This window comes from Limnohabitans sp. (assembly GCF_036804465.1).
GTDB lineage: Bacteria > Pseudomonadota > Gammaproteobacteria > Burkholderiales > Burkholderiaceae_C > Limnohabitans.
This window is the reverse complement of record NZ_DAIRSK010000013.1, coordinates 57293-82087: the sequence shown is the minus strand read 5'-3', so window position 1 is coordinate 82087 and position 24795 is coordinate 57293. Positions and strand designations below refer to the sequence as shown.

The following is a 24795-nucleotide window of genomic DNA, read 5'->3' as shown; positions in this document are numbered from 1 at the left end:
TTTTACCTTTTGCGCAAGGCGGTTTTCTTTCCCGCCACTTTATTGGAAATTGAAGACATTTTCTCCAACACATCAAACACAGCAGCCGTGTCATTGCTTTCATGCCCCATACCCATGGCAGCGTTGTAAAGCGGGATAGTTGCAGCAAACAACGGAGCTGGCACTTGCGCGTCTGCCAAAGCTTGCGCAATCAGCTTCATGTCTTTTTGCCACACAGAAATTTTCATGGTGACCTCTTTCCAACCCTCGTTTTCCATCATCGGGCCGCGCACCTGCAACATGCGCGAGCCTCCAGCGCCATCGCTCAACACCTTGACAGCCGTGCTGGGCTTGATGCCCCATCGCTGACCCAGCAGCAATGCTTCGGCAGTGGACACATTGTGAATAGCGACTAACAAATTAGCCATCAACTTCATTTTCATGCCGTTGCCAAATGGGCCTAGGTCAAAGTGCGCCTTAGAGAAGCCTTCAAACACGGGGACCAGTCGACGAATGTCAGCAGCAGGCCCGCTGGCATACACCGTGAGGTCTTTGCGTGCCGCCTGAGCGCCGGTACCTGACAAAGGGCAGTCCAGCAGAGTCACGCCTTTCTTGGCCATCACATCACGCGCTGCGTCCTTGTCTTTGATGTCCAAGGTGCTGGTTTCAATCACCAACAAACCTTTGCGCCCTGCGCGGGCCAATACGTTAGCTGTTTCTATTAACGCGTCCGGACTTGGCAGCGATGTGATGATGACATCCACAGAGCGCACCAACTCAGCAGCATCTTTGCTGACATGCCCACCCGCAGATTTGAATCGTTGTCGCGCTTTGGTAGTGGGATCAAAGCCATGAACTTCAAATCCAGCTTTCATCAAATTACCGGCCATTGCCGACCCCATGATTCCCAAACCTAGGAACCCAACTCGTTCAAACGCCGGTGAAGCCGCAACGGATAACTTGGTTTTGGATGGCTTGACTAATTTGTTGGTACTCATTTGATCTCCAGTTTAGTTTTATTACGCTAAACTAGTTTATGACAACTAGAACTTCATGGAGACACGACTGTGACAATCAAAGATAGCTCTACACATACAGCCGTCAAAGTCGGCCTTGTCGGTTACGGATGGTGGGGGAAAACCATAGCCCGCCAACTCGCCAACTCTTCTTGGCTTGAACTATCAGCCGTGGCAGAAGTTGATGCCCATGTGCGATCCACCATGTCTTCTGATCCCGTTCTTGCTGGCGTTGAGATCTTTGATTCGCCCGAACAACTGATGGCGAAAGCTGGCTTGGAAGCAGTTGTTTTGTGCACCCCTCACCAGTTGCACGCAGATCAAATGATGTCGGCGGCCCATGCTGGCTTGCACATTTTTTGTGAAAAACCTTTGTGTCTCACGCTCGCCGATGCGCAACGGGCCGTGGCGCAGTGTCAAGACAAGCACTTGGTCTTGGGCATTGGGCATGAACGTCGTTTTGAGCCTGAAATCATGGCCATGCGCCAACTCATCGCAGAGGGCACCTTGGGCGAAATCCTGCAAATTGAAGCCAACTTCAGCCAAGACAAGTTTTTCGCGCTCCCCAAAGACAACTGGCGCCTCTCCAACAAATACGCCCCTGTCGGACCATTGACCGCCACAGGCATTCATTTGGTAGATCTGAGCATCGCCTTGCTGGGTCCCTGCGAATCGCTTTGGGCTCGCTTGGCCACACTGGGGTCTGACTTTGAAAATGGCGACACCTTAGGCATCATGATGGGTTTTCCCAATGGTGCAAATGCCATGATCAGCGCGGTGTTAGCCACGCCATTTGAAGGACGCTTTGCGGTTTATGGCTCCAAAGGTTGGATTGAGGTTAGAGATCGCACTCACCCCGAAAACCCAACGGGTTGGGACATCACAACCGTGCTGCGTGGCCAAGAGCCAGTCACCCGATTTGCTTCGCCGCACCCCACCGTGCTGGCCAATTTGGAAGCTTTTGCCAAAGCCATTCGTCATGTCGCGCCATACCCCGTGACAACAAAAGAAATGTTGGCAAATGTGGCAGCGCTTGAGGCCATCATGACATCTGTTCAAACACGCGGCTTGGTCAAAGTAGCTGCTCCACAGTTGTAAATTGAATGGTCACGAAGAAAATACCCAGCCAAAAATCAGCAGCACCTGTTCACACCAGATTCAGCGGTGCAGAGCGTGAAAAACACATTGCACAAGAAGCTGTTCGTTTTTTTGCAGAGGTCGGTTTTGGTGGCGATACCCGCGAACTAGCCAAGCGCTTGGGTGTGACGCAATCGCTGCTCTACAAATACTTTCCCAGCAAAGAAGCACTCATCAATCGCGTCTTTGAAGAAGTCTATCTGGGCAGGTGGAACCCTTTTTGGGAGAGTGTTGTTCGCGACCGAAGCATCCCCTTGCAGGAACGCCTGACGCGGCACTACATCGAGTATGCAAAAGCCGCATTGACGCGTGATTGGGTGCGCATCTTCATGTTTTCAGGACTGCGCGGTGAGGACATCAACCGCAGATATCTCGATATATTGCGCGAGCGTATTTTGGTGCCTATCGCCATCGAGCTTCGCCATGAATTTGGACTGCCAAGCGTTGAAGAGATTCCCCTCAAAAGCAACGAGATTGAGTTGGTTTGGAGCATCAATGCACGGGTGTTTTATTTTGGTCAACGCCAATGGATTTTTGACGTTCCCGTTGAAGATGATCTTGATGACCTCATCCAGATGACCATTGAACATTTCATGGCTGGGGCACGGGTGGTGCTGCCTGGTTTATTGGGAATCAATGCAGCCACCAAAGGTCGCGCACGTCCCGCAACCAAGGGAAAACGCTAATTGCCCAAAATCATGCGATCACAATAAAGTGATCACATGAACACCAAGCATCCATTTGACCGTTTAGATCTTCGAAAAGCCTTTGGATCTTTTGGTACAGGCGTCACGATAGTCACCACAAAGGCATTTGATAACCGTTTGGTTGGCGTCACGGCTAATTCCTTTAGCTCTGTCTCGCTGGAGCCAGCCATTGTGCTGTGGAGTTTGCAAAAGACATCGCCTAATTTGCCTGCTTACGACGACTGCGGCCGCTTTGTGATCAACGTCTTATCGCTTTCACAAATCGAACATTCCAAGCGTTTTGCCAGTCCCATACCCAACAAATTTGAGGGGGTTGACCATAGTTTGGGCATCGAAGGCCTGCCTGTGCTGGCAGGTTGCGCCGCCACATTTGAATGTCGCACGATTCAACGCTTGGATGTGGGCGACCATATTCTGTATCTCGGCCAAGTAGAGGCCTACCAACACCAAGACCAAACTGCTTTGCTCTATGTACAAGGTCGCTATGCGCAAAGCGCGAGTACTGAATTGCATTCAGCTTAATAGATTGAGATTTTTAGTTTAAATTGGAATTCGTATGACGATGAAATACTCCACCTTCATGATGCCCTTGCATCCACCGGGTCGCAACGTGACGGAATCTTTGCAAGAAGACCGCGAAGCCGTTTTGTTGGCTGATCGCTTGGGCTTCAGCGAAGCCTATGTGGGAGAGCACATCACGGACGCTGCGGAGACCGTGACCTCTTGCATGATGTTTTTAGCCTCACTGGCTTACGAAACCAAAAACATCAAACTGGGCACAGGCACCATCAACTTGCCCAACGCGCACCCTGCGGCGGTCGCAGCTCAAGCCGCCATGTTGGACCACATGCTGAAGGGACGCTTCATCATGGGCATCAGTCCTGGTGGATTGATGTCTGACGTGGAAGTGCATGGCAACCTTGGAAAAGACCGTAATGCGATGTTTGTGGAGAGCATCAACACAGTCTTGAAGATTTGGGACTCTGAGCCGCCATACAACATTGAGGGACAGTTCTGGAACATTTCGGTTGAAAAAACCATGATTCCTGACATCGGCCAGGGCTTCATCATGAAGCCTTACCAAAAGCCTTACCCACCTATTGTTGGCACAGCAGTGGCGCCTTTCTCTCAAGGTGTCACGGAAATGGCCAAGCGCGGATGGGGCCCTATCTCGGCCAACTTCTTGATGCCTGAATGGGTCAAAACGCATTGGCCCAAATACGTTGAAGGCCGCGAAGCTGTGGGTGCCGTTGCGCATCCTTCAGAGTGGCGCGTGGCCAAAAGCATCTTTGTGGCGGACGACGAAGCCACAGCGAAGCGCTATGCATTGCAAGCAGGCGGCCCCTATCATTTCTATTTCAAACAATTGGTGCGCAAACTGGTCACTGGAGGTGGCCGCAGCAATTTGTTTAAAACCGATCCCAACATGCCCGACAGTGAATTGACGCCCGACTATGTCACCAATCGCCTGGTGCTGGCTGGCACCGTCAATTCTGTGGTGGATCAAATTTTGGCATTTCGTGACCACGTGGGTGACTTTGGCAACTTGGTCTATGCCTGCCATGATTGGATGGATCCCGCATTGGGCAAGCGCTCCATGGAGTTGTTCGCGACCGAAGTCATGCCGCGTGTGAATGCAGCCATTGGCAAATAATTCACTGATTCGATTCAATTAAAAACTTTACCGACAGAGGTTCTCATGTTTTTCACCTGTTCACCCGCTTGCGTCGACCCGACACACCACCACACTGCAGCCGAACGCATGTCTCGCACAAGCGCTGCAACCAGCCAAGCTGCCACGAAAGCGCCCACCAAAAGTCGAGTTCAAGTTGCAGCCAAATCGAGCACGCAAAAGACGGTTCGCAACAGCAAAGGCAAACTCAAAGTTGTGGACGTGCATTGCCATTATTTGAATCCTGTGGTGAATCAAAAAACAGCACATCTGAATGCAGCGCAATATGACCCAACCGTGATCTTTGCAAACGACTTGACGAATGAAACCAACGTCAAACAGATGAAAGACCGTGCGCCCAAGTTGATGGGCATTGACGTGCGCTTGAAAGACATGGACCGCATGGGCGTTGACATTCAAGCGGTGGCGCCTGCGCCCTATCACTACTTTTATTTCACCGAACCCGCGTATGGAGCCGAACTTGCGCGCGAGGTCAACGAGGGCATTGCCAACGTGGTCGCACAGCATCCTGATCGCTTTGTAGGCATGGGCTCTGTGCCTTTGCAAAATGCCGAGCTTGCTGTGCAAGAGCTGGAGTACTGTGTGAAAAAGCTAGGGCTGCGCGGTGTTGAAATCAACACCAACGTGAATGGCTTGAATTTGACCGATCCCAGCTTGGGATTAGAAAAGTTCTTTGCCAAGGCCAATGAATTGGGCATCGTGGTGTTCATGCACCCCCTGGGCTACACCCAAGGTGATCGGCTGCGCAACCACTACTTCAACAACGTCATTGGCAATCCCTTGGAAACCACGGTGGCTGTCAGTCATTTGATTTTTGACGGGGTGGTGGCGCGTTATCCGAAAATCAAATTCTTAGCCGCACATGGCGGTGGTTTCTTGGCTCACTATTGGGCGCGAATGGATCATGCGTGGCGGGCTCGTCCAGACACACGCACCGTGATCAAGAAAAAACCATCCAGCTACTTAGAGAAGTTTTACTTTGACTCCATCACCTTCGACCCGCGCATGCTCAAGCAATTGATTGACCGCTATGGTGCAGACCATGTGATGCTCGGCACCGACTACCCCTATGACATGGGCGAAGACGATCCACGTGGCTTGATCGCCGGCGTCAACCGACTCAGCGCCGCAGACCGCCGCCTCATCGAAGGTGGCAATGCGATGAAGTTATTCAAGATCAAGGCTTGACCCAAACTGTGGCCACGCGCTGGTTTAAGTTGACTGAGCGATCATGATAAAAATTCGGCACAACCAGATTGATCGGACCACGTCCACAGACCCCCAAGGGGATCTACTGCATTTTTTGCGTGGGACATGCGCCGATGCAACCGTTCGATTTGGTTGCGGCAGTGGTCACTGTGGCGCCTGCACCGTTTTGGTCGATGGGCAAGCACAAAATGCTTGCACAACGCCCATCTGGGCTGGCGACGGAAAACACATTCAGACGGCACAAGGCTTGACTGATGACGAGGTCGGTCGAGTTGTGCTGGCCGCCTTCATCGAAGAGCAAGCGGCACAATGTGGCTATTGCATCAGTGGCATCTTGATGCGAATCACAGGCTTGCTGAAACAGTTTCCTGATGCTACCGAGACTCAAATCAAGGAAACTTTGTCTCGGCACCTTTGCCGCTGTGGGGCGCACGCGCGGATATTGCGGGCGGTGTATTTGGCGCAAAAGAATATTCACCATGCCATTACCCTCCCCTAGCTTAACCACAGCGCCGCTTGCCAAAAATTGGCTACGCTTCACGCCCGAGGGCATGTTCGAATTACAGTCGGGCAAAGTTGAGCTAGGTCAGGGCATCACTGCAGCGCTAACTCAAATTGCCTGCAATGCCTTAGGCATTAACGCCAACCAAATAACCTGGGTGGCTGGCGATACCCGTTATTCACCAGATGAAGGTTTTACAGCTGGCAGCCAGTCGATTGAAGTGGGGGGGCAAGCGTGGCAAAGGGTTGGAGACATTGTGAGAAGTCACTTTGCAGCCGCAGCGACTCAAGCCATGGGCTGCCAAATTGGCGATTTGGAACTTCGCGCAGGCACATTCCATGGGACTTTTGGTCGTCAATCCACTTACCATCAACTCGCCCAGGAACTCTCAGTGGCATGGGAGGCTTTGCGTGTGGATACGGAAAACCCAGTGCTTGTATCCATCCCTACAGAGTTGGTACAAGTTTCGCGGAGTGATTTGTGGCTCAAATTCACAGGCGATGGCTTTATCCATGACCGCCTTCTACCCGACATGTGGCACGCTCGCATTTTGCGTGGACCCCACCCTCAAAGCAGCGCTACACATTGGCCTCTTGAACAACTTGAAAAACTCAAGGGTGTGGAGCGTGTACTTGTAAAGCATGAATTTGTAGCCCTGATCGGACGCGATGAAGGTGCCTTGATCAGTGCCCATGCACGAGCAAGACAAATGATTGCGTGGAACGTCCCAACATTGCCCCAACAACAGCCAACTGATGTGCTGTTGCCCAAAATGGAAAGGCATTCCAGCATTGCTGTACACCAAGCTGGCAAAGATAACGAGGGTCATCAAACCCGCATCAAATCACATCGCCTTCGACGCCAGTACTCTCGTCCCTTCATCGCGCATGCGTCGATTGGCCCAGCATGTGCTCTCGCGTCCCCTGTCGAGGGAGGCGGTATTCACGTTTGGTCCCATTCACAAGGTGTGTTCAAACTGCGTGACCAAATCGCACAGGCCCTGAAGCTGTCAGCTCATCAGGTAGTGGTCATGCATGCACCAGGGGCTGGGTGTTACGGTCACAACGGCGCAGATGACGTTGCATTTGACGCCGCGTTCATTGCACAAACTTGGGGTATCCATGTTCGTGTGCAATGGAGCCGAGAAGATGAGTTGACGGTCTCTCCCATGGGGGCTGCCAGCTTAGTAGACATAGAAGCCAGCCTAGATACTGAAGGTCATATTCAGCGTTGGCATGTTCAGGTCTGGTCACCCACCCATTTGAATCGGCCTGGCTGGGGTGAAGGCATTCAATTGCTTGGCGCTTGGTCAGCCTTGCCCGATGTATACCCCCCCAAACCGCAAGACGTGCCCCTGCCCACAGGCGGAGGCTTGCGTAATGCAGTACCCGCGTACGATGTAGGCGAATTGACCGTAGAGCACCATTTTCTGATCAGTTCGCCAGTCAGAGTGTCCGCTTTGCGTTCATTGGGAGCGCATGCCAATGTATTTGCCATCGAGTCCTTGATGGATGAGTTGAGCGACATCAGCGGCCAAGACCCTTTGACCTTCAGACTCAAACACCTTTCAGACCCTCGGGCACGACAGGTGATCCAAAAAGTTGCTGACATGTCCAATTGGCATGAACGTGGGGAAGCTGGATCTGGCACGGGTTATGGAATGGCATACGCACGCTACAAAAACAAGGCTGGGTACTTTGCACTGGTGGCTCAAGTCGATGTCAGTGAACGTGTCAAAGTACGAAAGATATGGGCCTGTGTTGACGCAGGCCAGGTCGTTCATCCAGATGGTTTACGCAATCAAATAGAAGGCGGAATATTGCAAGCCATCAGCTGGAGTTTGCATGAATCGGTCCGTTGGAATGAGCAAGGTGTCAGCAGCCATGATTGGGAAAACTACCCCATCTTGTCATTTTTGGACGTGCCACAACTAGACATCCAATTAGTTGAAGACCCCAGCAACCCCTATTTGGGAAGTGGTGAAGTCGCAACCGGGCCATGCGCTGGTGCTCTTGGCAATGCAGTGGCGCATGCGCTTGGTGTTCGAGCACGGCACTTGCCACTGAGCCCTGACAACCTGATTCTTGCCATGAATCAGACAGATGAACCCAATCAAATTTGATTAACAGAAAGTTTTTCCATGAAAGCACAGATTGCCGGCATTGAAATGCATTACGAAGTTTCTGGCAGCGGGCCTTGGCTGACGCTCTCCCACTCACTGGCTTCAAACTGTGGGATGTGGGACCCTCAAATGGACAAGCTCAATCAGCATTTCACAGTTTTGCGTTACGACATACGGGGCCATGGGCAAACCCAGTGCACGCCAGGCCCCTACACCCTGACCCAATTGAGTGATGACGCGCATGCGCTGCTGGCTCACTTGGACATCCAATCCACCCATTGGATGGGTTTGTCACTTGGGGGCATGATTGGCCAAACATTCGCCATTCAGCACCCAGAGATGGTGGCTCATGCAGTCATTGCTGACAGTTCAGGCAAGGTTACCCCCACTGCAGCAAGCATGTGGGGCGAGCGGGCCAAACTGGCCCTCAGTCAAGGCATGGCGCCGCTGGTTGAGCCCACATTGGAGCGCTGGTTCACTCAAGACTTCCGCGAAAAAAATCCCGACATCATGACTCAAATAGGTCAGATGATCGCCAACACACCTGCCGTGGGCTACGCAGGCTGCTGTGCGGCGATTGCGGATTTAGATACGCTTGAAAAGTTGCGTCATTTGCATACACCTTGCCTGGTCATAGTCGGGGAGCAAGACACTGGCACGCCCCCAGCCTTGTCCGAGCAAATCCACCAGCACTGGCCCGCTTCAAACTTTGTAATTTTGAAAAATGCAGCGCATATTTCAAACATTGAACAGGCGCAGGAATTTACCGATTCGGTTTTGAAATTCTTGCCACATTGAGCACAGCGACATAAAAAAATCACGGTCTTTGTGCGGCGGTGAAATACGTCCCGCACCAATCAAGCACAAACTGAATCGGCACAAGCTCACTCAAAAAGAGTGATGTGCGTCAATAGCGCACTTCATCCGTGCGCTATTTTTAAACCGTAAACTCGCCGCCCTCGACAATGACGTTTTCAACCACGCCCGCTCCTGCCCTTCGAAAGGCGGCGGCAGCCTCATATTCAGCGGACTCAAAACAAGCCACCGCTTGAGCGTGAGTAGGGAACTCGATCACAACAAAACGATGGAAGTCCTCAGGACCTTCCATGATTTGGTACTTGCCACCACGAGCCAATACCTTACCGCCGTGTCGCGCCATGATGCCTGGCACCAAATCGGTGTATTTTTTGTACTCGATAGGATCGGTGATGCGAGAACGGGCTAACCAGTAAGCTGCCATAGTGATCTTTCAAAATTGGCGTCAACGCGCAAACTCGTTACCCACATTAGGTAACCAACTCGCAATTTGAGGGAAGATAACGATCAACACAACGGCGATCAACAAGACGATCCAAAAAGGCACTGAACCTCTAAAAATTTCGCCAGGCGTCAAATCTTTTTCGTCGGTCACCGCCGCTTTCACAGTGAAGACCAATATGCCAAACGGTGGGGTCAACAGCCCTGTTTCAATGGCGATGATGCCGATGATGGCAAAAGCCAAAGGATCAAAACCGAGCGCCATCGCCAATGGAGCGAAGACGGGAACTGTCAACAAAATGATGGATATCGAATCGATGATGCATCCCAAGATAAACCACACCAGCACCATCAAGGCCAGAATCACATAGGGCGACAAGCCTGAGGACAGAAAAAATTCCTTGGTTGCACCCGTGACGCCTGTCATTGCCAAAACACGTGAATACAACTGAGCCGCGACCAGCAACAACAACAAAGGCGCCGATGTCCGGCCGACAGACAAAATGGCCGACATCATTTCAGGCAGTTTCATGCCACGCATGATTGCCAAAATCAAGGCCAAGGTCGCCCCAACACCAGCGCCCTCTGTGGGCGTGAAAAACCCAAGCCAGATTCCACCAAGGACCAACACAATCAAAAACAGCAAGCCCAAGGTGCTGCGCAAAATGGTTTTCATGTCCTTTTCTGCAATCAGGTCATTGGCATCCCTAGCAGCCTGCTGGGATGTCGGCAACACCATGCCCTCACCTACACGTTCAGGATGCCGAATAGCCACCCACAAGATGTACGCAATGAAAAGGCCAACAACGAGAAATCCAGGAACGATGCCGGCAATGAACAAACTGCCAATCGACATCTCTGTGATCACGCCCCAAACAATCATCAGGACCGAAGGCGGGATGAGCATGCCAAGACACGCGCTGCCTGCGATGCAGCCCAATGAAAATTTTCTCTCGTAGCCATGTCGACGCATTTCTGGGTAAGCGATTCTGGAGAATGCAGCAGCAGCAGCAATTGACACACCCGTGATGAACGCAAAAACGGCGTTCGCCAGCACTGTGGCCACACCTAAACGGCCAGGAATGCGCTTGAGCAGTCTGTTGATGAGTGCAAACAAGTCGGTAGCGGCACCCGATTTGGCCAAAAATTCACCCATCAGCATGAACAAGGGAATGACAGCAAAAATGTAATCGCGCAAAGCCTCATAAGCCGTGTTTGAGGCAAAGCTCAAAACGGTGTCAACCTGATCGGTCATAAGGTAGATGCCGAGCATGCTGGTAATGCCCAGTGAAACAGCGATGTGAACGCCACTGAAAACCATGATCAACAAGACGCTGACCAAGGTGACCATTTGGATTGAATCAAACATTCTTATGCCCCGATCAGTGTTGAGACGAGGACAAAACAGGGGGAAGACCCTTGATGACACGCTGAAGGTTTTCAACCATCAGGATCACATAGCACATTGCCGCCAAACCCGTGCCCAACACAATCACAAATCTTGTCGGCCAAACAGGCACACGCATAGCCCCCTCCCCTTCGAACTCGTTAGAGGTCCATGCATGCGCTGCCCCGTCGACGGTGCCATAACAAATAAACGCAAAAAAGAAGGCACCAGCAAAGGCGCCAAAAACAGCAAATATGCTTTGCACACGAGGTGAAAACTTAACAACCACGGTGTCCACATTCAGCATGCCGCCCGAACGAATGGCATACCCTGCCTGAAGAAAACAGACAGTCACGATCGACAAGGAGATCAACTCGGTAGTCCCCTTGATGGGACTACCGAAGAAAACTCGCCCACTGACATCACCAACCACCAGGAAACATAATAAAAAAGCCAGTACGGCTGCAATAACCATCAAGGCCTTAGAGACCCAATCGATGAGAGATGTCATTGGGGAGCTTCCTTACTTGATCACATAACGAACAGGCCACTTGTGGCCCATCTTTTCGGCCTCTTCAAGTGTGGTTTTCAACACCAATGAACCTGGCATGCCTCGCGCATCCAAATCATTCGCCATGGCTTGCGGCCAGTCTTTCAGTGAATTGGCCCAATCCAGTTTTACAGAATCAGGCACCGACTTCACATTCACACCCAAAGTTTTGAGTTGTGCAATTTGCTTGGGGTAGTTTTCTTGGTTGACCGTGCCTGTTTTGGCTTCAAACTCCTTGGCAACTTCGATGATGATGGCTTGAACATCTTTAGGAAGTTTGGCCATGCGATTTTTGTTGATCGTCAGACCGTGCCAGGTGATGGCACCAAAACCGATTTCTGTGTAATTTTTGGCAACTTCGTAGAATTTAAAGTTGACCCAAGCCGACGGAAACATCACCCAGCCGTTGTAAACGCCAGTTTGAAAGGACGTGTAACCTTCTGGCAAGGTCGATTGCACCGGCGTGACGCCTGCGTACTCCAACCACTTGAGGTTCAGACCTGCACCGGCAATCTTCTTGCCTTTGAGTTCGCTGATGTTGTTCCATTCAAAAGTTGTACCGAGGTTGTAGCCGTTGTCAGAAATCAACGCGATCAACTGTTGGTTGTATTTGTCTTCAAACACTTTAGACAAGGCTGGAACTTTGTCGTAAACAGTGCGCGCCAACTTGACGCTGATCTCAGAGTTCATGGTTCCAAAAGGCAGCATCACTTGAAAAGCATTCAGTGGAAGATTCGATGCCTCAAAACAAAAACAGTAGCCGCCAATGTCGATCAAGCCTGACTGCACGCCTTCGAGCGTGTCGGCCACCTTCACCATAGAGCCACCGTACCCCTCGACAAATTCAACCTTGTGCTGAGTCCGTTCGGCCACACGCTTGCTGACTTCAGGCACAAAAAAGTTCTGCATCAAGTTGACGTAGGTGTTGACGGAAGGATGGCCTGATGCAATACGCAGTCTGATATTTTCAGCACTGGCGGTTGATGCACCAAGCAGTCCAAGCAAGCCTACTAAAAGCGCTGGTTTTAGTTTTTTCATCATTCATGTCTCCTCATGGTTGAAAGTTTGTGCAATTTAATTCATCAAACGATCACCGTCAAACATTTATTTGACAAAAGAGATGAAAAGAAACAACCCGTATCAGGGTTTGACCTCATAAACTGGGGACACCAATCACATGAAATTGAAATGAAAAATTTCGCTTCACGCTCTGCCATTCGGATGAATTTTCAGAGAGAAACTCCGTTTTGAAATTGACTCTGAAATGAGGAAAGAGCATGTCAATTTGCAGAATCAAAGACGCGAGCTTGAAACAGAAAAACTAGGGAAAGCACCGAGTAGCTCGACCCTTTAAAACCTGAGTCCTCTCAGCTTTTTTGGGTAATAAAGAACAAGTCATCATGATGAACGGGCAACCGTGATGGGCTTCATCCCTGTCCATATGACCACAGCGGCAAGGGTCACGGTTGAGCTGACAAGCACCAAGGAGATGTCTTGTGGCAATGACAACGCGCCAGCAATCCAAGCAACTAAGCCGCCTGTGGTCATGTGGATGGCTCCTATCGTTGCCGATGCGACACCTGCTTGCAAGGCTCTGCCCTCCAGCACAAGTGAAAAACCTGCTGGAAACACAATGCCCTGCCCCACAGCGTAAACCGCTAGCGCCAAAGACCACAGCCACAAGGATGGCCACCAAAGCGTGCACAGAAACATCAACATGCTAAGACCAACCACCCATAAACCTTGATTGATCAACAAGGCGCTGGACCAAGATGCATTCTTTCTGACCCAGAAGTTACCGAATGCAAAGCCCAGGTAAGTTATGCCCAAAATTGCGGCAATCACACCCTCACTGCCTCCGGTAGAGCGCTTGATTGCTGAGGGCCCAATGGCGGCCACCACAAAAAAAGGGGCACATGCGCAAGCAAATGTCAGAGACGTCCGCAAAATAACGGCATCCTTCATCACTTCGAACCACACACGCCATTCAGGTGCCATGGTTCCTTCAGCCCTTGTCTCGGGTTGCCAACGCCAAGAAATACAAAGAACAGCGACGACACAAACAACCAAGGTCAGCATGGGCACACGCCAAGTGAACCAATAGCCAAGGGCCCACGCGAGGGGTTGGGTGACCACGGGCATGGCAGCAAAGACATTTGACAAGGTTGCCATATTGCGTTGAAGGATCGTCCCTTGATGCAAGTCACGAAGACAAACGCGCGGCACCACCAAACAAGTTGATAGCCCAAAACCCGATATAAACCGAGCCCAAAGAAGCTGCGCATCGCTGGCGGCAAATGCAGCTGCAAACGCACCCAACAAGCCCAACAGCAAACCACCCATCATGGCGGGTCGGCGTCCCCAATGGTCTGCAGCCCCTCCCATGAACGGCTGACCAAGACCCAAGCCCAATGCGTACAAGGCGACGGTTGCAGCTCGTGCTTCGGCATCCATGAACAAGCCATCACCGAAAACGGGTGACAAGCCCACGGCGATATTGACCCCAAAAGGCGCCAGTGCAGCAAGCAATGCGAAAAAAGCGGCGCCGTAGATCCGAGAATCAGCCCCGCCTGCAGCGAGCTTTGGGCGTGAGGTCAACGGCATTGAAACATCCGCACTGACAGAGAAATAAAAAATCGGCGCATTGACATACTTTCAGTTATCCCGTCACTCACTTACTTATTCTTACTTAAGGGCATGAGGACTCAATGATCAAAATACAGCCGATAAGTCGTGCATCTTCATTTTTTAAAAACACACACGCATGGCGCGTATCAAACAAGATGGCTTTTTGACTAAGCCTGCGATCTCGTTCTTGCCTAGTCGGCAGCTTGCTCCAGCACGGAACCAAAACTAAACACACCTTGGCGCATCAAACGGGAAAACTCAGCCTCTACCAACTCCCGCACCAAGGTCAGCGCCAGATTGGGGCTTGACTCCAAACGCGTCGCTAAGACCAACAAGCGATTGAGTTGCACGCCAGAAATCTCAGACATGATGATTTCTGGATGCAAATCGATGTCCTTAAATACAGACACAGGCATGATCGTAGCCCAGCGCCCGCGCATGAGCAATTCCCGAATCGAATCGACGGAATCGATTTCAGCTTGCACATTCAACTGCTTGCCCAATGCCAACATTTGACGATCAATGATGCCCCGATGCAAGCTGGTCATCAGCAGCGGAATGCGCGTCAGTTGATTCACCGACACCACAGGCCCTACCCGCATCGTCACATGCGACACCAACGCAAATGGCTCACCCAGCAAAGGCTGCAAAGACAGCGCCCGACCCGTCCCAGGGTTGGTCACGATGGCCATATCGATTACCCCCTTTTCAAGCCAATCCATCAAGGCGGGTGTAAACGCTTCTCGGGCGCTCAACTCAATGGTTTCGAGGGTGTTGAAGCATTTCTCCAGCAAACCTGGTAACAACACGCGCGCTAAGGTTGGTGAAGCACCTAATGTCACTTTGGATTGGCCTGGAGACTGTCCATGCGACAAGCGCTGACGCAGTCGAACCGATTCAGCGAGGATGCGCTGCGCAGACTCATAAAAAGTCACGCCTGCCTGCGTCAAACGCACACCGCGCGGCATGCGCTGAAGCAATGCAACACCCATCTCGGATTCAAGCTCACGCATCTGGCGTGTCAAAGCGGATTGCGCAATGGGAATGGCCACCGCTGCAGCCGTCAAACTGCCAGCATCCGCAATGGCAATGAAATAGCGCAAAGTTCGTAAATTCATGCGTGCTACTCGTTTGATCAATCACACAATGATATGGCAGAGTCAAAATCAAGCATTGGACATAGCCTACATATGGTTTTATGCTGAATTGATCGACGATCCCCAAAAACCATCTCTACCACCAACTCATAACGCTCACCATGACACTCAAACAACCTTTGCACCTTCAGCTCGTTCGCCCCATTCTTGCAATGGCCATGTTTTGCGTCGCGGCATTGTCTTCAGCACAAACCGCCTATCCGCAAAAGCCCATCAAGATGATCATTCCCTTGGCAGCTGGCAGTGCGGTTGACAATGCAGCGCGCGTCATCACCATCAAAATGGCTGAGAACATGGGGCAAGCGTTTGTGATCGAAAACATTGCAGGCTCATCTGGCCTGATTGGTGCTGAGCGGGTGGCACGTGCCGCACCTGACGGCTACACCATCGGTGGCTACAACGACAGCGTGTTGACCATGGTCCCGCACATGATGGCCAAAATGCCTTGGAATGCCTTGACTGACTTCGAACCTATTTCCTTGGTGGGAACCATTGAGTGGGGCATCGTTGTCAAAGCGGATGGCCCCTACAAAACCTTGGCCGACTTCATCAATGCAGCCAAGGCCAACCCTGGCAAGCTCAACTACGGCTCTGGTGGCAACGGCAGCCCGCAGCACATTGGCATGGCATTGGTGACAAACCGAGCCGGCCTTGACATCAGCCACGTGCCTTACAAGGGCGCCACACCTGCGGCCGTCGCAGTTGCTGCGGGCGAGGTCGATGCAGCCATGCAAGGTCTGGGCACAGTCACTGCACTGATACAAGCTGGCAAATTACGTTTACTCGCTGTCTCCACCCCCGCAAGATTGCCTCAATACCCAGCTGTCCCCACCTTCACAGAAGCGGGCATGAAAGACTTTACCTTCAACTCATGGTTTGCCATGGTCGCTCCGGCAGGAACACCCAAGCCCATCATCGACAAACTCAGCGATGAAGTTCGCAAAGCACTCAACGACCCGAGCACGCGTGAAAAGCTGCAAGCCATTGGTGTCACACCAAGAGGAACAACACCCGCAGAGTTCGGCACAGCCACGCGCAACCAATATGAGCTGTATCGCAAACTGATTCAAGACAAAGGCATTCGCGCTGACTAAGCTGTTGAACCCAATGACTTCACACACAACCTACAGCTTCGGTGAACTTCAGCTATTCATTCAAAACGCACTCGCCAGCCAAGGCCTGCCGCAAGACGATGCCCACAAGGTGTCGCAACTCATGGCAGAAGCCGACTTGCAAGGCTCAGACGGACACGGCATTATTCGATTGCCGCAATACATCAAACGCATCCAAGCGGGCGGCATCAACAAGCACCCCAAAATCCGCGTGGTGCACGAGCGATCGGCCATGGCTGTCGTGGATGGCGACAACGGCATGGGCCATTTGGTGGTGTCACACGCGGTTGATTTAGCAATTGAAAAAGCTAGTGAAGCAGGTGTGGCTTGGGTCAGCACCCGCTTTAGCAACCATGCTGGCCCTGCCTCGCTTTACTCACGCCTACCACTCCAGCACAACATGCTTGGTTTGTACTTTGCCGTTGGCAACGCCAACCACTTGCCACCTTGGGGCGGCATGGACATGCTGCTGTCAACCAATCCCATTTCAGCGGGCATTCCGACTTCGCAAGAGCCGCCGGTTGTTCTTGACATGGCCACCACTGTGGCAGCGTACGGCAAGGTCAAGGCCAAAGCCAAACGCGGCGAAATGATGCCGCCTGGCTGGATGATTGACCGCCAAGGCCAACCCTTGCTGGACCCTCACAAAGCCAATGAAGGCTTTTTGTTACCGATTGGCGAACACAAGGGCTATGGCTTGGCCCTCATCGTGGGCTTGTTGGCTGGCACCTTGGGTGGGGCGGCGATGGGGCGCGATGTGATTGACTTCAATGCCGACCACGTGAGCGTGACCAACACCGGTCAAGCCATTTTGGTGATCGACCTAGCCGCCTTTGGCGACCCTGAAGACTTCAAACACCAAGTGGATCGTTTGGTGCGTGACATTCGCAACAGCGAACGTCTACCAGGGGTTGAACGCATTTGGTTACCGGGCGAACAAAGCCATGAAAAGCGGGAACGCTACACCCACCAAGGCATTCCTGTCGCCCCCACCTTGATCGCCGAGCTCAACGTCTTGGCAAACGAGTTGGGCATCGCCCCGCTCACGCATGCATAAAGATGAACACATGATTACCTCCTTTAACCCCGCCACAGGCGAAACCTTAGCCACCTTCAACCCGCATGAAGATGGGCACATTGAGCAAACTTTGGCGCAAGCTGACAGGGCGCAGAAAAAATGGGCGGCTTTGTCGCTGTCTGAGCGTCTGCCTTTCTTGCTCAATGTTGCCAAAACCCTTCGCCGCAACAAAGAGTCGCTGGCTCGCACCATCACCCTTGAGATGGGCAAACCATTGAACGAAGCCCTGGGTGAAGTCGAAAAATGCGCTTGGAACTTTGAGTACTACGCAGAAAGTGCGCCAGACTATTTAGATGACCTCGTCATACCCAGTGGCGCCACTGACAGCCGCGTGGTGTACGACCCCTTGGGCTTGATCTTGGCGGTCATGCCTTGGAATTACCCGTTTTGGCAAGTCATGCGTGCAGCAGCACCCGTGCTCGTGAGTGGCAACGCCTTGGTTTTGAAACATGCCAGCAATGTGCCGCAATGCGCATTGGCGCTGGAGGATGTGTTCAAAGAAGCCGGCCTGCCTTCGGGTCTGTTCAGCACCCTGTTGGTGGGAGCAGCCAAAGTACCCGCCCTGATCAATGACCCACGCATTTCGGCCGTCACCTTCACCGGATCAACACCCGCTGGCAGACAAATCGCCAGCACCGCCGCACAAGCGCTGAAAAAGCAAGTGTTAGAGCTAGGCGGCTCTGACCCCTTCATCGTCTTGGCAGATGCCGATGTGCAAGCAGCGGCGACTGTAGCGGTCAAAGCACGATTTCAAAACACCGGTCAAAGCTGCATTGCGGCCAAGCGTTTCATTGTTGAAGCAGCCGTAGCAGACGAGTTTGTGGATGCCTTTTGCGCCATCACACGCCAATTGGTGGTGGGCGATCCCTTGTCGGGCAGCTCCACACAAGGCTCCATGGCGCGTTTGAACTTGCGAGACGAACTCCATGCCCAAGTGCAAGCCTCGGTCAAAGAGGGTGCGCGGCTCCTTATGGGTGGAAACCCCATTGCTGGTTCGGGCGCTTTCTACGAGCCTACGGTCTTTGACCATGTATTGCCTGCCATGACGGTGGCGCGTGAGGAGACTTTTGGTCCTGCTGCCGCCATTTTGCGCGTCAGCAATGTGCACGAAGCCATTCGCATTGCCAATGACAGTCCTTTTGGTTTGGGCGCCGCGGTGTGGACACAGGACATTGATTTGGGCCATCGCTTGGCCCGCCAAATTCAGGCCGGCGCTGTGTTCATCAACGGCATGGTGGCCTCTGACCCGCGTCTGCCATTTGGCGGCACCAAAGCCTCAGGCTACGGCCGTGAGTTAGGCATGTTGGGCATGCACGAATTCACCAATATCAAAACAGTTTGGCGCGGGCCTGCCCGTACTTGAAAGGAAAAATGATGAAACACGCTGTTCTAAGACCCGATCAAATCAAAAGCCACGACCGCGGCGGTGGCGCTCGCACCACGCCTTTGGTGTTGCCGTCCATGGGGGCAAGTACCTTCATCAATGGCATCACCGAGTTTGCGCCTAGCACCGCCATTCCATTTCATAGCCACAACTGTGAAGAGAGCGTGATGCTGCTCACTGGCCATGCATTTTTGGACATCGATGGTGAAGTGCATGAACTCAAGCCCTATGACACCACCTTCATCCCGCCCAACGTGTCACACCGTTTTCGCAACCGCTCGGACACAGAGCCTATGAAAATTTTGTGGACCTACGCCTCAGTCAACGCCACACGCACCCTGACCGACTCGGGTGAGACCCGCCCCATCACGGCCGAACACAACAAATAAACCTGAAACCAAGGAGCACACCATGGGACTTCGTTTTCTAGAACATGTACTCATCCTCACACATGACCCAGACGGCACACGCGACTGGTTTTGCGAAAACTTGGGTTTTAAAAACGGCTATCACCCAGAGTTCGGCTTTCCCGTTCACTGGCTGTACATCGGTGATCAGGATGTGATCCACATTGGCAAAGCGCGCCACTCTACCCATCAAGACACCTACCTCAAAACCCCGTCCGACGTTGCAGGCATGGATTACTCTGCCGCAGGCGCACCAGGCTCGGGCCGTATTGACCACCTCTGCCTCAACTGCGATGGCATGGAAGAGTTTGTCGAACGATTGACCAAAAACGGGGTGGAGTTCAGTGAACGCAAGGCCCACAACTCCAATTTGTACCAACTCTTCATGCGTGAACCCATCAACGGCATCAAAGTTGAACTCAACTTTGCCTGGCATGAGGCGGTGCGCATGGGCCGTGTTCCTGAATGGACGGATGGCGGCGCCAACACCAAGGCTGTTGACGACGTGATGGTCGCCAAAGACGTACCCGTCAAAGTTTCTACCTTCAACTAAAGAGAAAAGATTTCCCATGAAAGCAGTCCGCATTTACAGCGCAGGTGGTCCCGAAGTTTTAAAAATTGAAAACCTCGAGCTACCCGATCCAGCAGCAGGCGAAGTGCGTATTCGTCACACCGCGATTGGTTTGAATTTTCAAGACATTTATGCACGCTCTGGTCAATACCCCGCCCCCATGCCAACAGGCTTGGGCACAGAAGCGGTGGGCGTGGTGGAGGGTGTTGGCCCAGGCGTGACGGACTTCAAAGTGGGTGACCGCGTTTGCTATGCCAGCGGCCCCGTGCTGGCTGCCTGTGCCACGCATCGCAACTACCCTGCCGCACGCTTGCTGCATTCACCTGCGCACATGCAAGATGAACAAATCGCTGCTGCATTGCTCAAGGGCATGACGGTCGAGTATTTGATGCAACGCTGCTACCCCGTCCAAAAAGGGCAGTTTGTGTTGATGCACGCTGCAGCGGGTGGTGTGGGCTTGATGGCGGGGCAATGGGGCCAACATTTGGGCGCCCACATGATTGGTGTGGCCGCAGGTCCTGAAAAAGTCAAACTTGCCTTAGCCAACGGCTACGAATATTGCTTGGACCGTTTGACAGATGACATTCCTGCCCGCGTCAAAGAAATCACGGGCGGTGTTGGCGTGCCTGTGGTGTATGACTCAGTGGGTAAGAACTCCTTTGAGCAGTCGCTCAACAGCTTGGCACCCCGCGGCTACTTTGTGTCCTTTGGCACCACCACGGGTGCACCTCCACCTGTGGCGGCTAGCTCGCTGCAAAAAATGGGTTCCTTGTATTTCACCCGCCCCACCCTGGTGACCTACACCGCCTCCACAGAAGATCTGCGCAACTCAGCGGCTGCCGTGTTTGACATGTTTGCCAAAGGTGTTTTGAAGATCAACATCAACCAACGCTACGCGCTGGACGATGTGGCCAAAGCGCATGCTGATCTTGAGTCTGGTCGCACCAGTGGTTCGAGCGTGCTGATTCCCTAAGAGCGTCGTCGCATGAAAAAACGTCAATAGGGCACTTGCTTGCGATACCAATTTGAAATTTCTTCGCCTGTTTGAATCACCACACCAGCGCGTGACTGGATGTGGTCGAGCAGCTTTTCAAAATAGCCAATGCGGTGGGCCACGCCCGTCACATACGGGTGCACGCTGATGGCCATCACGCGTGGAATGGTTTCGCTCTCTTGCCATAGGCGTTCAAACTGGTCAATGCCGCGCAACAGCATTTCCTCCGATCGGTTTTGCTGCAACAACATCATTGGAATGTCATTGAGCTCAACGGTGTAGGGCACAGACAACACCGGCTTAGGTTGCGCATCCAACCAGACGGGTTGGTCATCCAGCACCCAATCCGCCACATACTCAATGCCGGACTGCGACAGGCAGTCAAGGGTGTGGTCGTCTTCCGTGAGGCCAGGACTCTCCCAACCGACAGGTGCTTTTCCTGAAAAGCGTTGGATGGTGTCAACCGTTTTTTGTATCGCCTCTTGTTGGTTTTCCAGCTTGTGCATAGGGCCTTGCACAAAACCATGGCCCATGATTTCCCAATCTTTCTTCATAGCGGATTCCACAATGCGAGGATAGGACTCGCACACAATGCCGTTGGTTGCCATCGTGGGCACAATGCCACGTTGATTGAGGGCGTCATAGAGGCGCCAAAAACCCACACGCATGCCGTATTCATGCCAAGCCCAATTCGGTAGATCTGGCAGCAAGGGCTGGCCCATCGGAGGGCTCAACACCGTGCGAGGCATGGCGCGCTCAATACTCCAGTGCTCCACATTCACAATCAACCAAACCCACATGCGACCGTTGTGAGGCAGCTGCAACTTGGGGCGGTCCACAATGGCCGAATAAGGGGCGCGTGCGCTGATCAAAGGCTTCATGCATGACTCCTAAATGAGATGACTGAATACTATCGAGCCTGTGAAGCCCTACCTGCCGCTTGTGCGACTCGCTGGGCTAAGCCCACCAAATGAGCATCGCTGTGCGGCAAGCCAAGCAATGAAATGCCAAGCGGTGCGCCATGGTGATGCGCCAGCGGCAGGCTGATTTGAGGAAAGCCACACACGCCTGCCAAACTGAGCAACTTCAAACTTGCAGCTCGGTAATTTTCTAAATCCAATTCAGGCTGATGCACCAGCGGTGCGCAATCTGGCATGGTGGGCAACACCAAAATACCATTCAGTCCCAGTGACTGTGTTGTGTGTTGCCTGATCTTGTCTCGCATCACTTGTGCTTGGTCATATTGCTGCTGCGTGACTTGACTCGACCACTCAAACCGTTGCGCCACACCAGGCCCGAGCATGGGTCGATAGCGACGAATGAACTCCCCATTCACCTGCCAAGCTTCCCAGCCTTGGGTATGTCGAAAAGCCAAGGTCAGTTCATCAAAAGATGTGTTCAAAACCTTGGTGATCTCTATCTTTCCTAATGCATGTTCCAGTGCATCCAATGCAGGCTTGAGGGCAGCTTGTACGTCGGGGGTCAACAGCGACCAAAATTCTTGGCCCAAAATCAAGCGCACAGATGCGGTGTTGCAGGGTTCAGACAACACCAGCTCAGAAACACGGGCAAACACATCCACATCACGCGCAAACCATCCTGGCGCATCGAGGCTGGGCGCTAATGCATGACTTCCAGACATATCGAAACGGCCATGGGTGGGGCGCAAGCCAAACAAACCGTTATGACTGGCAGGCGCACGAATGGAACCCCCCGTGTCAGAGCCCACTGCAAAATCGCACAAGGCATTGGCCACCGCAGAGGCCGACCCCGACGATGAGCCCCCACTCAAACGCAGAGGATCGGCGCCATTGAGTGGGGCACCAAAGTGAGCGTTTTGGCCATTGAGTGAAAAAGCCAACTCATCCGTCACCGTTTTTCCGACAAATTGCGCACCTGCATCTAAAAAGCGCTGCACAAACGGCGCAGTAGTTGACTTGACACCAGACAAGGCCAACATGTGCGGCTGACCAGCGCTGGTGGGATAGCCCGCCACATCAAACAGGTCCTTAACACCAAAAGTCAAACCCTTTAAAGCGCCCTGTGCCGCATATGCAACTGGGCTGGGTGGGTAGGGCATGAAGGCTTGACATTGATCTTGCTGACTCAGCATGGATGCATATCCTCAAAAATAAATCACATCACGCGCAGTCCAAATGAGCTTGAGTGAAATTGCAAAAAGACCGATCTGGATCAAACGAAAAAACAAGACATCCGGAATTCTTTTGGTCAACACTGCACCTAAAAAAGTGCCGCCAATGGCGAATGGAATCAATACCAAGGCATCCAACATGCCAGCCATGTCATAGGGCCTTAAATTTTGGTAAGGCAAGATCTTGGCAAAATTGATGGCAGCAAACACCAAGGTGGAAGTGCCAGCAAACACCGTCTTTGACAATTGCTGGGGCAACACATACACCTGATAAGGCGGCGCACCTGCGTGAGAAATAAAACTGGTGAATCCCGACAAGGTGCCCCAAAACAAACCCAGCACCAAGGTGGGAGGTTTGGGCACACCGGCTGGTTTTTTGCGCAGCCAGGTGTTGAGACAAAACGCCACGCCAATGACACCAATCAGCAGCGTCACCATTTGCTCGGGAATCATCGACGCCGTCAGCCAGCCCACGAACACGCCAAAGACGCCTGCTGGTATCAACACCTTCAAATTCCAAAGGCTGAAATTTCTTCGGTACAACCAAACACCCACTGCATCAGAAATCACATAAATGGGTAGCAACAAAGTCGCTGCCTTGATGGGCGACATGACCAGTGAGAGGATAGGTACCGCCAACGTTCCCGTCGACGGCAAACCCCCTTTTGACAGACCTACCAGCAGTGCGCCTAGGGCGGCGTAGGGCAAATAGGCCGAGTCAAAAAATAAATCAAGATTCACAAAAGCTTCAAGCGCATCAATCTGCCTTGATGCCGTTGTCTTTCACCACCTTGGCCCAAATGGTCATCTGCTTGTCAATGAAAGTTCCTGCTTGCGCGGGCGAACCGCCCATGATGTCAATGCCTTGTGCATCCAACTTCTTGGCAATTTCAGGGTTCTTCAACACTTTGTTGAGTTCTTCGTTCATGCGTTTGACAATCTCAGGTGGTGTTTTGGCAGGTGCCAACACAGCCCACCAAGCCGGCGCTTCAAAGCCGGGGTAGCCGTTTTCTGAAACCGTGGGCACGTTGGGCAAATCAGCCGCACGTTTGCTGGTGGTCACGGCGAGTGGGCGCATGCGACCGCTGTCAATGTGGGGCTTGGTCACAAAGACTGACGCAATCGACAAAGGCACATGGCCCGAAATCGCATCGCTCATCAATGGGCCGCCACCTTTGTAAGGCACGTGCGTCCAATCCAAGTTGGCATCTTTGCCCATCAAGGCCATGGCCAAGTGACCCAAACTGCCGTTACCAATGGTGCCAAAGCTCACATTTTTCTTCGCCTTGGCGGCATCCACCACGTCTTTGAAAGTTTTGTATTCAGAGTTGACATGCGTGGCCAGCACCATGGGCGATGTGCCTACCAAGACCAAAGGGGTCAGGTCTTTTTGGGTGTCGTATGGCAAGTTGGGGTTGAGGGCAGGGTTGACGCCGTGCGTGTCAAACACCACAGCAAAGGTGTAGCCATCAGGTGCAGACTGCACCACTGAAGCGGTGCCAATCGCACCCGATGCACCACCACGGTTTTCCACAACCACACTTTGTCCCAACTGCTGCGACAAAGGCTGGGCGATGATGCGGGCCACTTGGTCTACCGAACCACCTGGTGGGAACACAGCCACTAACTTGATAGGCTGTCTGGTCGGCCATGCTTGAGCGGTGGCAATTTGTGGCACGCTCAGGGCAGCCAAAGTCAATGCCAAACCAAGTGCCGTTTTGAATGTGCGTCGTTGCATACAGGTCTCTCCCGT

25 protein-coding genes are annotated in these 24795 nt (G+C 52.6%); 14 read left to right on the top strand and 11 right to left on the bottom strand.

From position 1 onward, the window contains the following. Positions 1 to 2 precede the first annotated feature (2 nt). Positions 3 to 977, bottom strand: coding sequence for an NAD(P)-dependent oxidoreductase (locus V7Q41_RS08785; protein WP_333845436.1), 975 nt, complete (start codon positions 975 to 977; stop codon positions 3 to 5). 69 nt (positions 978 to 1046) lie between these two features. Here V7Q41_RS08785 and V7Q41_RS08780 point away from each other — a divergent pair, with 69 nt between their 5' ends. The 8 genes from V7Q41_RS08780 (at position 1047) to pcaD (ending at position 9163) form a co-directional block, all read left to right on the top strand. After that, the gene (locus tag V7Q41_RS08780) at positions 1047 to 2093 is read left to right on the top strand and encodes a Gfo/Idh/MocA family protein (protein ID WP_333845435.1); all 1047 of its coding nucleotides are present in this window, start codon (positions 1047 to 1049) and stop codon (positions 2091 to 2093) included. A 5-nt stretch (positions 2094 to 2098) separates the two neighbouring features. After that, complete coding sequence (locus V7Q41_RS08775; protein WP_333845434.1) at positions 2099 to 2818, top strand: TetR/AcrR family transcriptional regulator; 720 nt, start codon at positions 2099 to 2101, stop codon at positions 2816 to 2818. A gap of 36 nt (positions 2819 to 2854) precedes the next feature. Next, positions 2855 to 3361 carry a flavin reductase family protein gene (locus tag V7Q41_RS08770; protein ID WP_333845433.1) on the top strand — a complete coding sequence of 169 codons (507 nt, stop codon included), beginning with the start codon at positions 2855 to 2857 and terminating at the stop codon, positions 3359 to 3361. Between the two features lie 34 nt (positions 3362 to 3395). Next, complete coding sequence (locus V7Q41_RS08765) at positions 3396 to 4493, top strand: LLM class flavin-dependent oxidoreductase (protein ID WP_333845432.1); 1098 nt, start codon at positions 3396 to 3398, stop codon at positions 4491 to 4493. 108 nt (positions 4494 to 4601) lie between these two features. Continuing rightward, positions 4602 to 5720 (top strand): amidohydrolase family protein, encoded by a 1119-nt coding sequence (locus V7Q41_RS08760; RefSeq protein WP_333845431.1) that lies wholly within the window; start codon positions 4602 to 4604, stop codon positions 5718 to 5720. A 43-nt stretch (positions 5721 to 5763) separates the two neighbouring features. Continuing rightward, on the top strand, positions 5764 to 6240 hold the full coding sequence (locus V7Q41_RS13330; protein WP_442918833.1) for a (2Fe-2S)-binding protein: 477 nt from the start codon (positions 5764 to 5766) through the stop codon (positions 6238 to 6240). Next, complete coding sequence (locus V7Q41_RS08750; RefSeq protein ID WP_333845429.1) at positions 6221 to 8365, top strand: xanthine dehydrogenase family protein molybdopterin-binding subunit; 2145 nt, start codon at positions 6221 to 6223, stop codon at positions 8363 to 8365. The genes V7Q41_RS13330 and V7Q41_RS08750 overlap by 20 nt, the downstream gene beginning before the upstream one ends. 18 nt (positions 8366 to 8383) lie before the next feature. Next, positions 8384 to 9163: a 3-oxoadipate enol-lactonase gene (pcaD, locus tag V7Q41_RS08745; protein ID WP_333845428.1), complete on the top strand. Its 780-nt coding sequence runs from the start codon at positions 8384 to 8386 to the stop codon at positions 9161 to 9163. Positions 9164 to 9302: 139 nt separating this feature from the next. Here pcaD and V7Q41_RS08740 read toward each other — a convergent pair whose 3' ends face one another. The 6 genes from V7Q41_RS08740 to V7Q41_RS08715 all read right to left on the bottom strand — a co-directional run bounded on the left by V7Q41_RS08740 (position 9303) and on the right by V7Q41_RS08715 (position 15305). After that, positions 9303 to 9605: a DUF1330 domain-containing protein gene (locus tag V7Q41_RS08740; RefSeq protein WP_333845427.1), complete on the bottom strand. Its 303-nt coding sequence runs from the start codon at positions 9603 to 9605 to the stop codon at positions 9303 to 9305. Between the two features lie 21 nt (positions 9606 to 9626). After that, on the bottom strand, positions 9627 to 10991 hold the full coding sequence (locus tag V7Q41_RS08735; protein ID WP_333845426.1) for a TRAP transporter large permease: 1365 nt from the start codon (positions 10989 to 10991) through the stop codon (positions 9627 to 9629). 13 nt (positions 10992 to 11004) lie between these two features. Further along, complete coding sequence (locus tag V7Q41_RS08730) at positions 11005 to 11520, bottom strand: TRAP transporter small permease subunit (protein ID WP_333845425.1); 516 nt, start codon at positions 11518 to 11520, stop codon at positions 11005 to 11007. A gap of 12 nt (positions 11521 to 11532) precedes the next feature. After that, positions 11533 to 12600 carry a C4-dicarboxylate TRAP transporter substrate-binding protein gene (locus V7Q41_RS08725; protein ID WP_333845424.1) on the bottom strand — a complete coding sequence of 356 codons (1068 nt, stop codon included), beginning with the start codon at positions 12598 to 12600 and terminating at the stop codon, positions 11533 to 11535. Positions 12601 to 12957: 357 nt separating this feature from the next. Continuing rightward, entirely contained in the window at positions 12958 to 14163 is a 1206-nt protein-coding gene (locus tag V7Q41_RS08720; protein WP_333845423.1) for an MFS transporter, read from the bottom strand. Between the two features lie 215 nt (positions 14164 to 14378). After that, positions 14379 to 15305: a LysR family transcriptional regulator gene (locus V7Q41_RS08715; RefSeq protein WP_333845422.1), complete on the bottom strand. Its 927-nt coding sequence runs from the start codon at positions 15303 to 15305 to the stop codon at positions 14379 to 14381. 140 nt (positions 15306 to 15445) lie between these two features. On the opposite strand from V7Q41_RS08715, the gene V7Q41_RS08710 reads away from it, so the two are divergent. The 6 genes from V7Q41_RS08710 to V7Q41_RS08685 are packed head-to-tail and all read left to right on the top strand — an operon-like array spanning position 15446 to position 20869. Continuing rightward, on the top strand, positions 15446 to 16438 hold the full coding sequence (locus V7Q41_RS08710) for a Bug family tripartite tricarboxylate transporter substrate binding protein (RefSeq protein WP_333845421.1): 993 nt from the start codon (positions 15446 to 15448) through the stop codon (positions 16436 to 16438). Positions 16439 to 16451: 13 nt separating this feature from the next. Next, positions 16452 to 17513, top strand: a complete 1062-nt coding sequence (locus V7Q41_RS08705) for an Ldh family oxidoreductase (RefSeq protein WP_333845420.1) — start codon at positions 16452 to 16454, stop codon at positions 17511 to 17513. Between the two features lie 10 nt (positions 17514 to 17523). Continuing rightward, entirely contained in the window at positions 17524 to 18897 is a 1374-nt protein-coding gene (locus V7Q41_RS08700) for an NAD-dependent succinate-semialdehyde dehydrogenase (RefSeq protein ID WP_333845419.1), read from the top strand. Between the two features lie 11 nt (positions 18898 to 18908). Next, the gene (locus V7Q41_RS08695; protein ID WP_333845418.1) at positions 18909 to 19307 is read left to right on the top strand and encodes a cupin domain-containing protein; all 399 of its coding nucleotides are present in this window, start codon (positions 18909 to 18911) and stop codon (positions 19305 to 19307) included. A 22-nt stretch (positions 19308 to 19329) separates the two neighbouring features. Then, positions 19330 to 19878, top strand: a complete 549-nt coding sequence (locus V7Q41_RS08690; protein WP_333845417.1) for a VOC family protein — start codon at positions 19330 to 19332, stop codon at positions 19876 to 19878. A 16-nt stretch (positions 19879 to 19894) separates the two neighbouring features. Then, positions 19895 to 20869 (top strand): quinone oxidoreductase family protein, encoded by a 975-nt coding sequence (locus V7Q41_RS08685; RefSeq protein WP_333845416.1) that lies wholly within the window; start codon positions 19895 to 19897, stop codon positions 20867 to 20869. A 23-nt stretch (positions 20870 to 20892) separates the two neighbouring features. Here V7Q41_RS08685 and V7Q41_RS08680 read toward each other — a convergent pair whose 3' ends face one another. The 4 genes from V7Q41_RS08680 to V7Q41_RS08665 are packed head-to-tail and all read right to left on the bottom strand — an operon-like array spanning position 20893 to position 24780. Next, a complete protein-coding gene (locus V7Q41_RS08680; protein ID WP_333845415.1) occupies positions 20893 to 21771 on the bottom strand; it encodes a polysaccharide deacetylase family protein in 879 nt (292 codons plus the stop codon). Positions 21772 to 21800: 29 nt separating this feature from the next. Continuing rightward, on the bottom strand, positions 21801 to 23003 hold the full coding sequence (locus tag V7Q41_RS08675; RefSeq protein WP_333845414.1) for an amidase: 1203 nt from the start codon (positions 23001 to 23003) through the stop codon (positions 21801 to 21803). A 12-nt stretch (positions 23004 to 23015) separates the two neighbouring features. After that, complete coding sequence (locus V7Q41_RS08670) at positions 23016 to 23783, bottom strand: sulfite exporter TauE/SafE family protein (RefSeq protein WP_333845413.1); 768 nt, start codon at positions 23781 to 23783, stop codon at positions 23016 to 23018. Between the two features lie 16 nt (positions 23784 to 23799). Beyond that, complete coding sequence (locus V7Q41_RS08665; RefSeq protein WP_333845412.1) at positions 23800 to 24780, bottom strand: tripartite tricarboxylate transporter substrate binding protein; 981 nt, start codon at positions 24778 to 24780, stop codon at positions 23800 to 23802. Positions 24781 to 24795 lie beyond the last annotated feature (15 nt).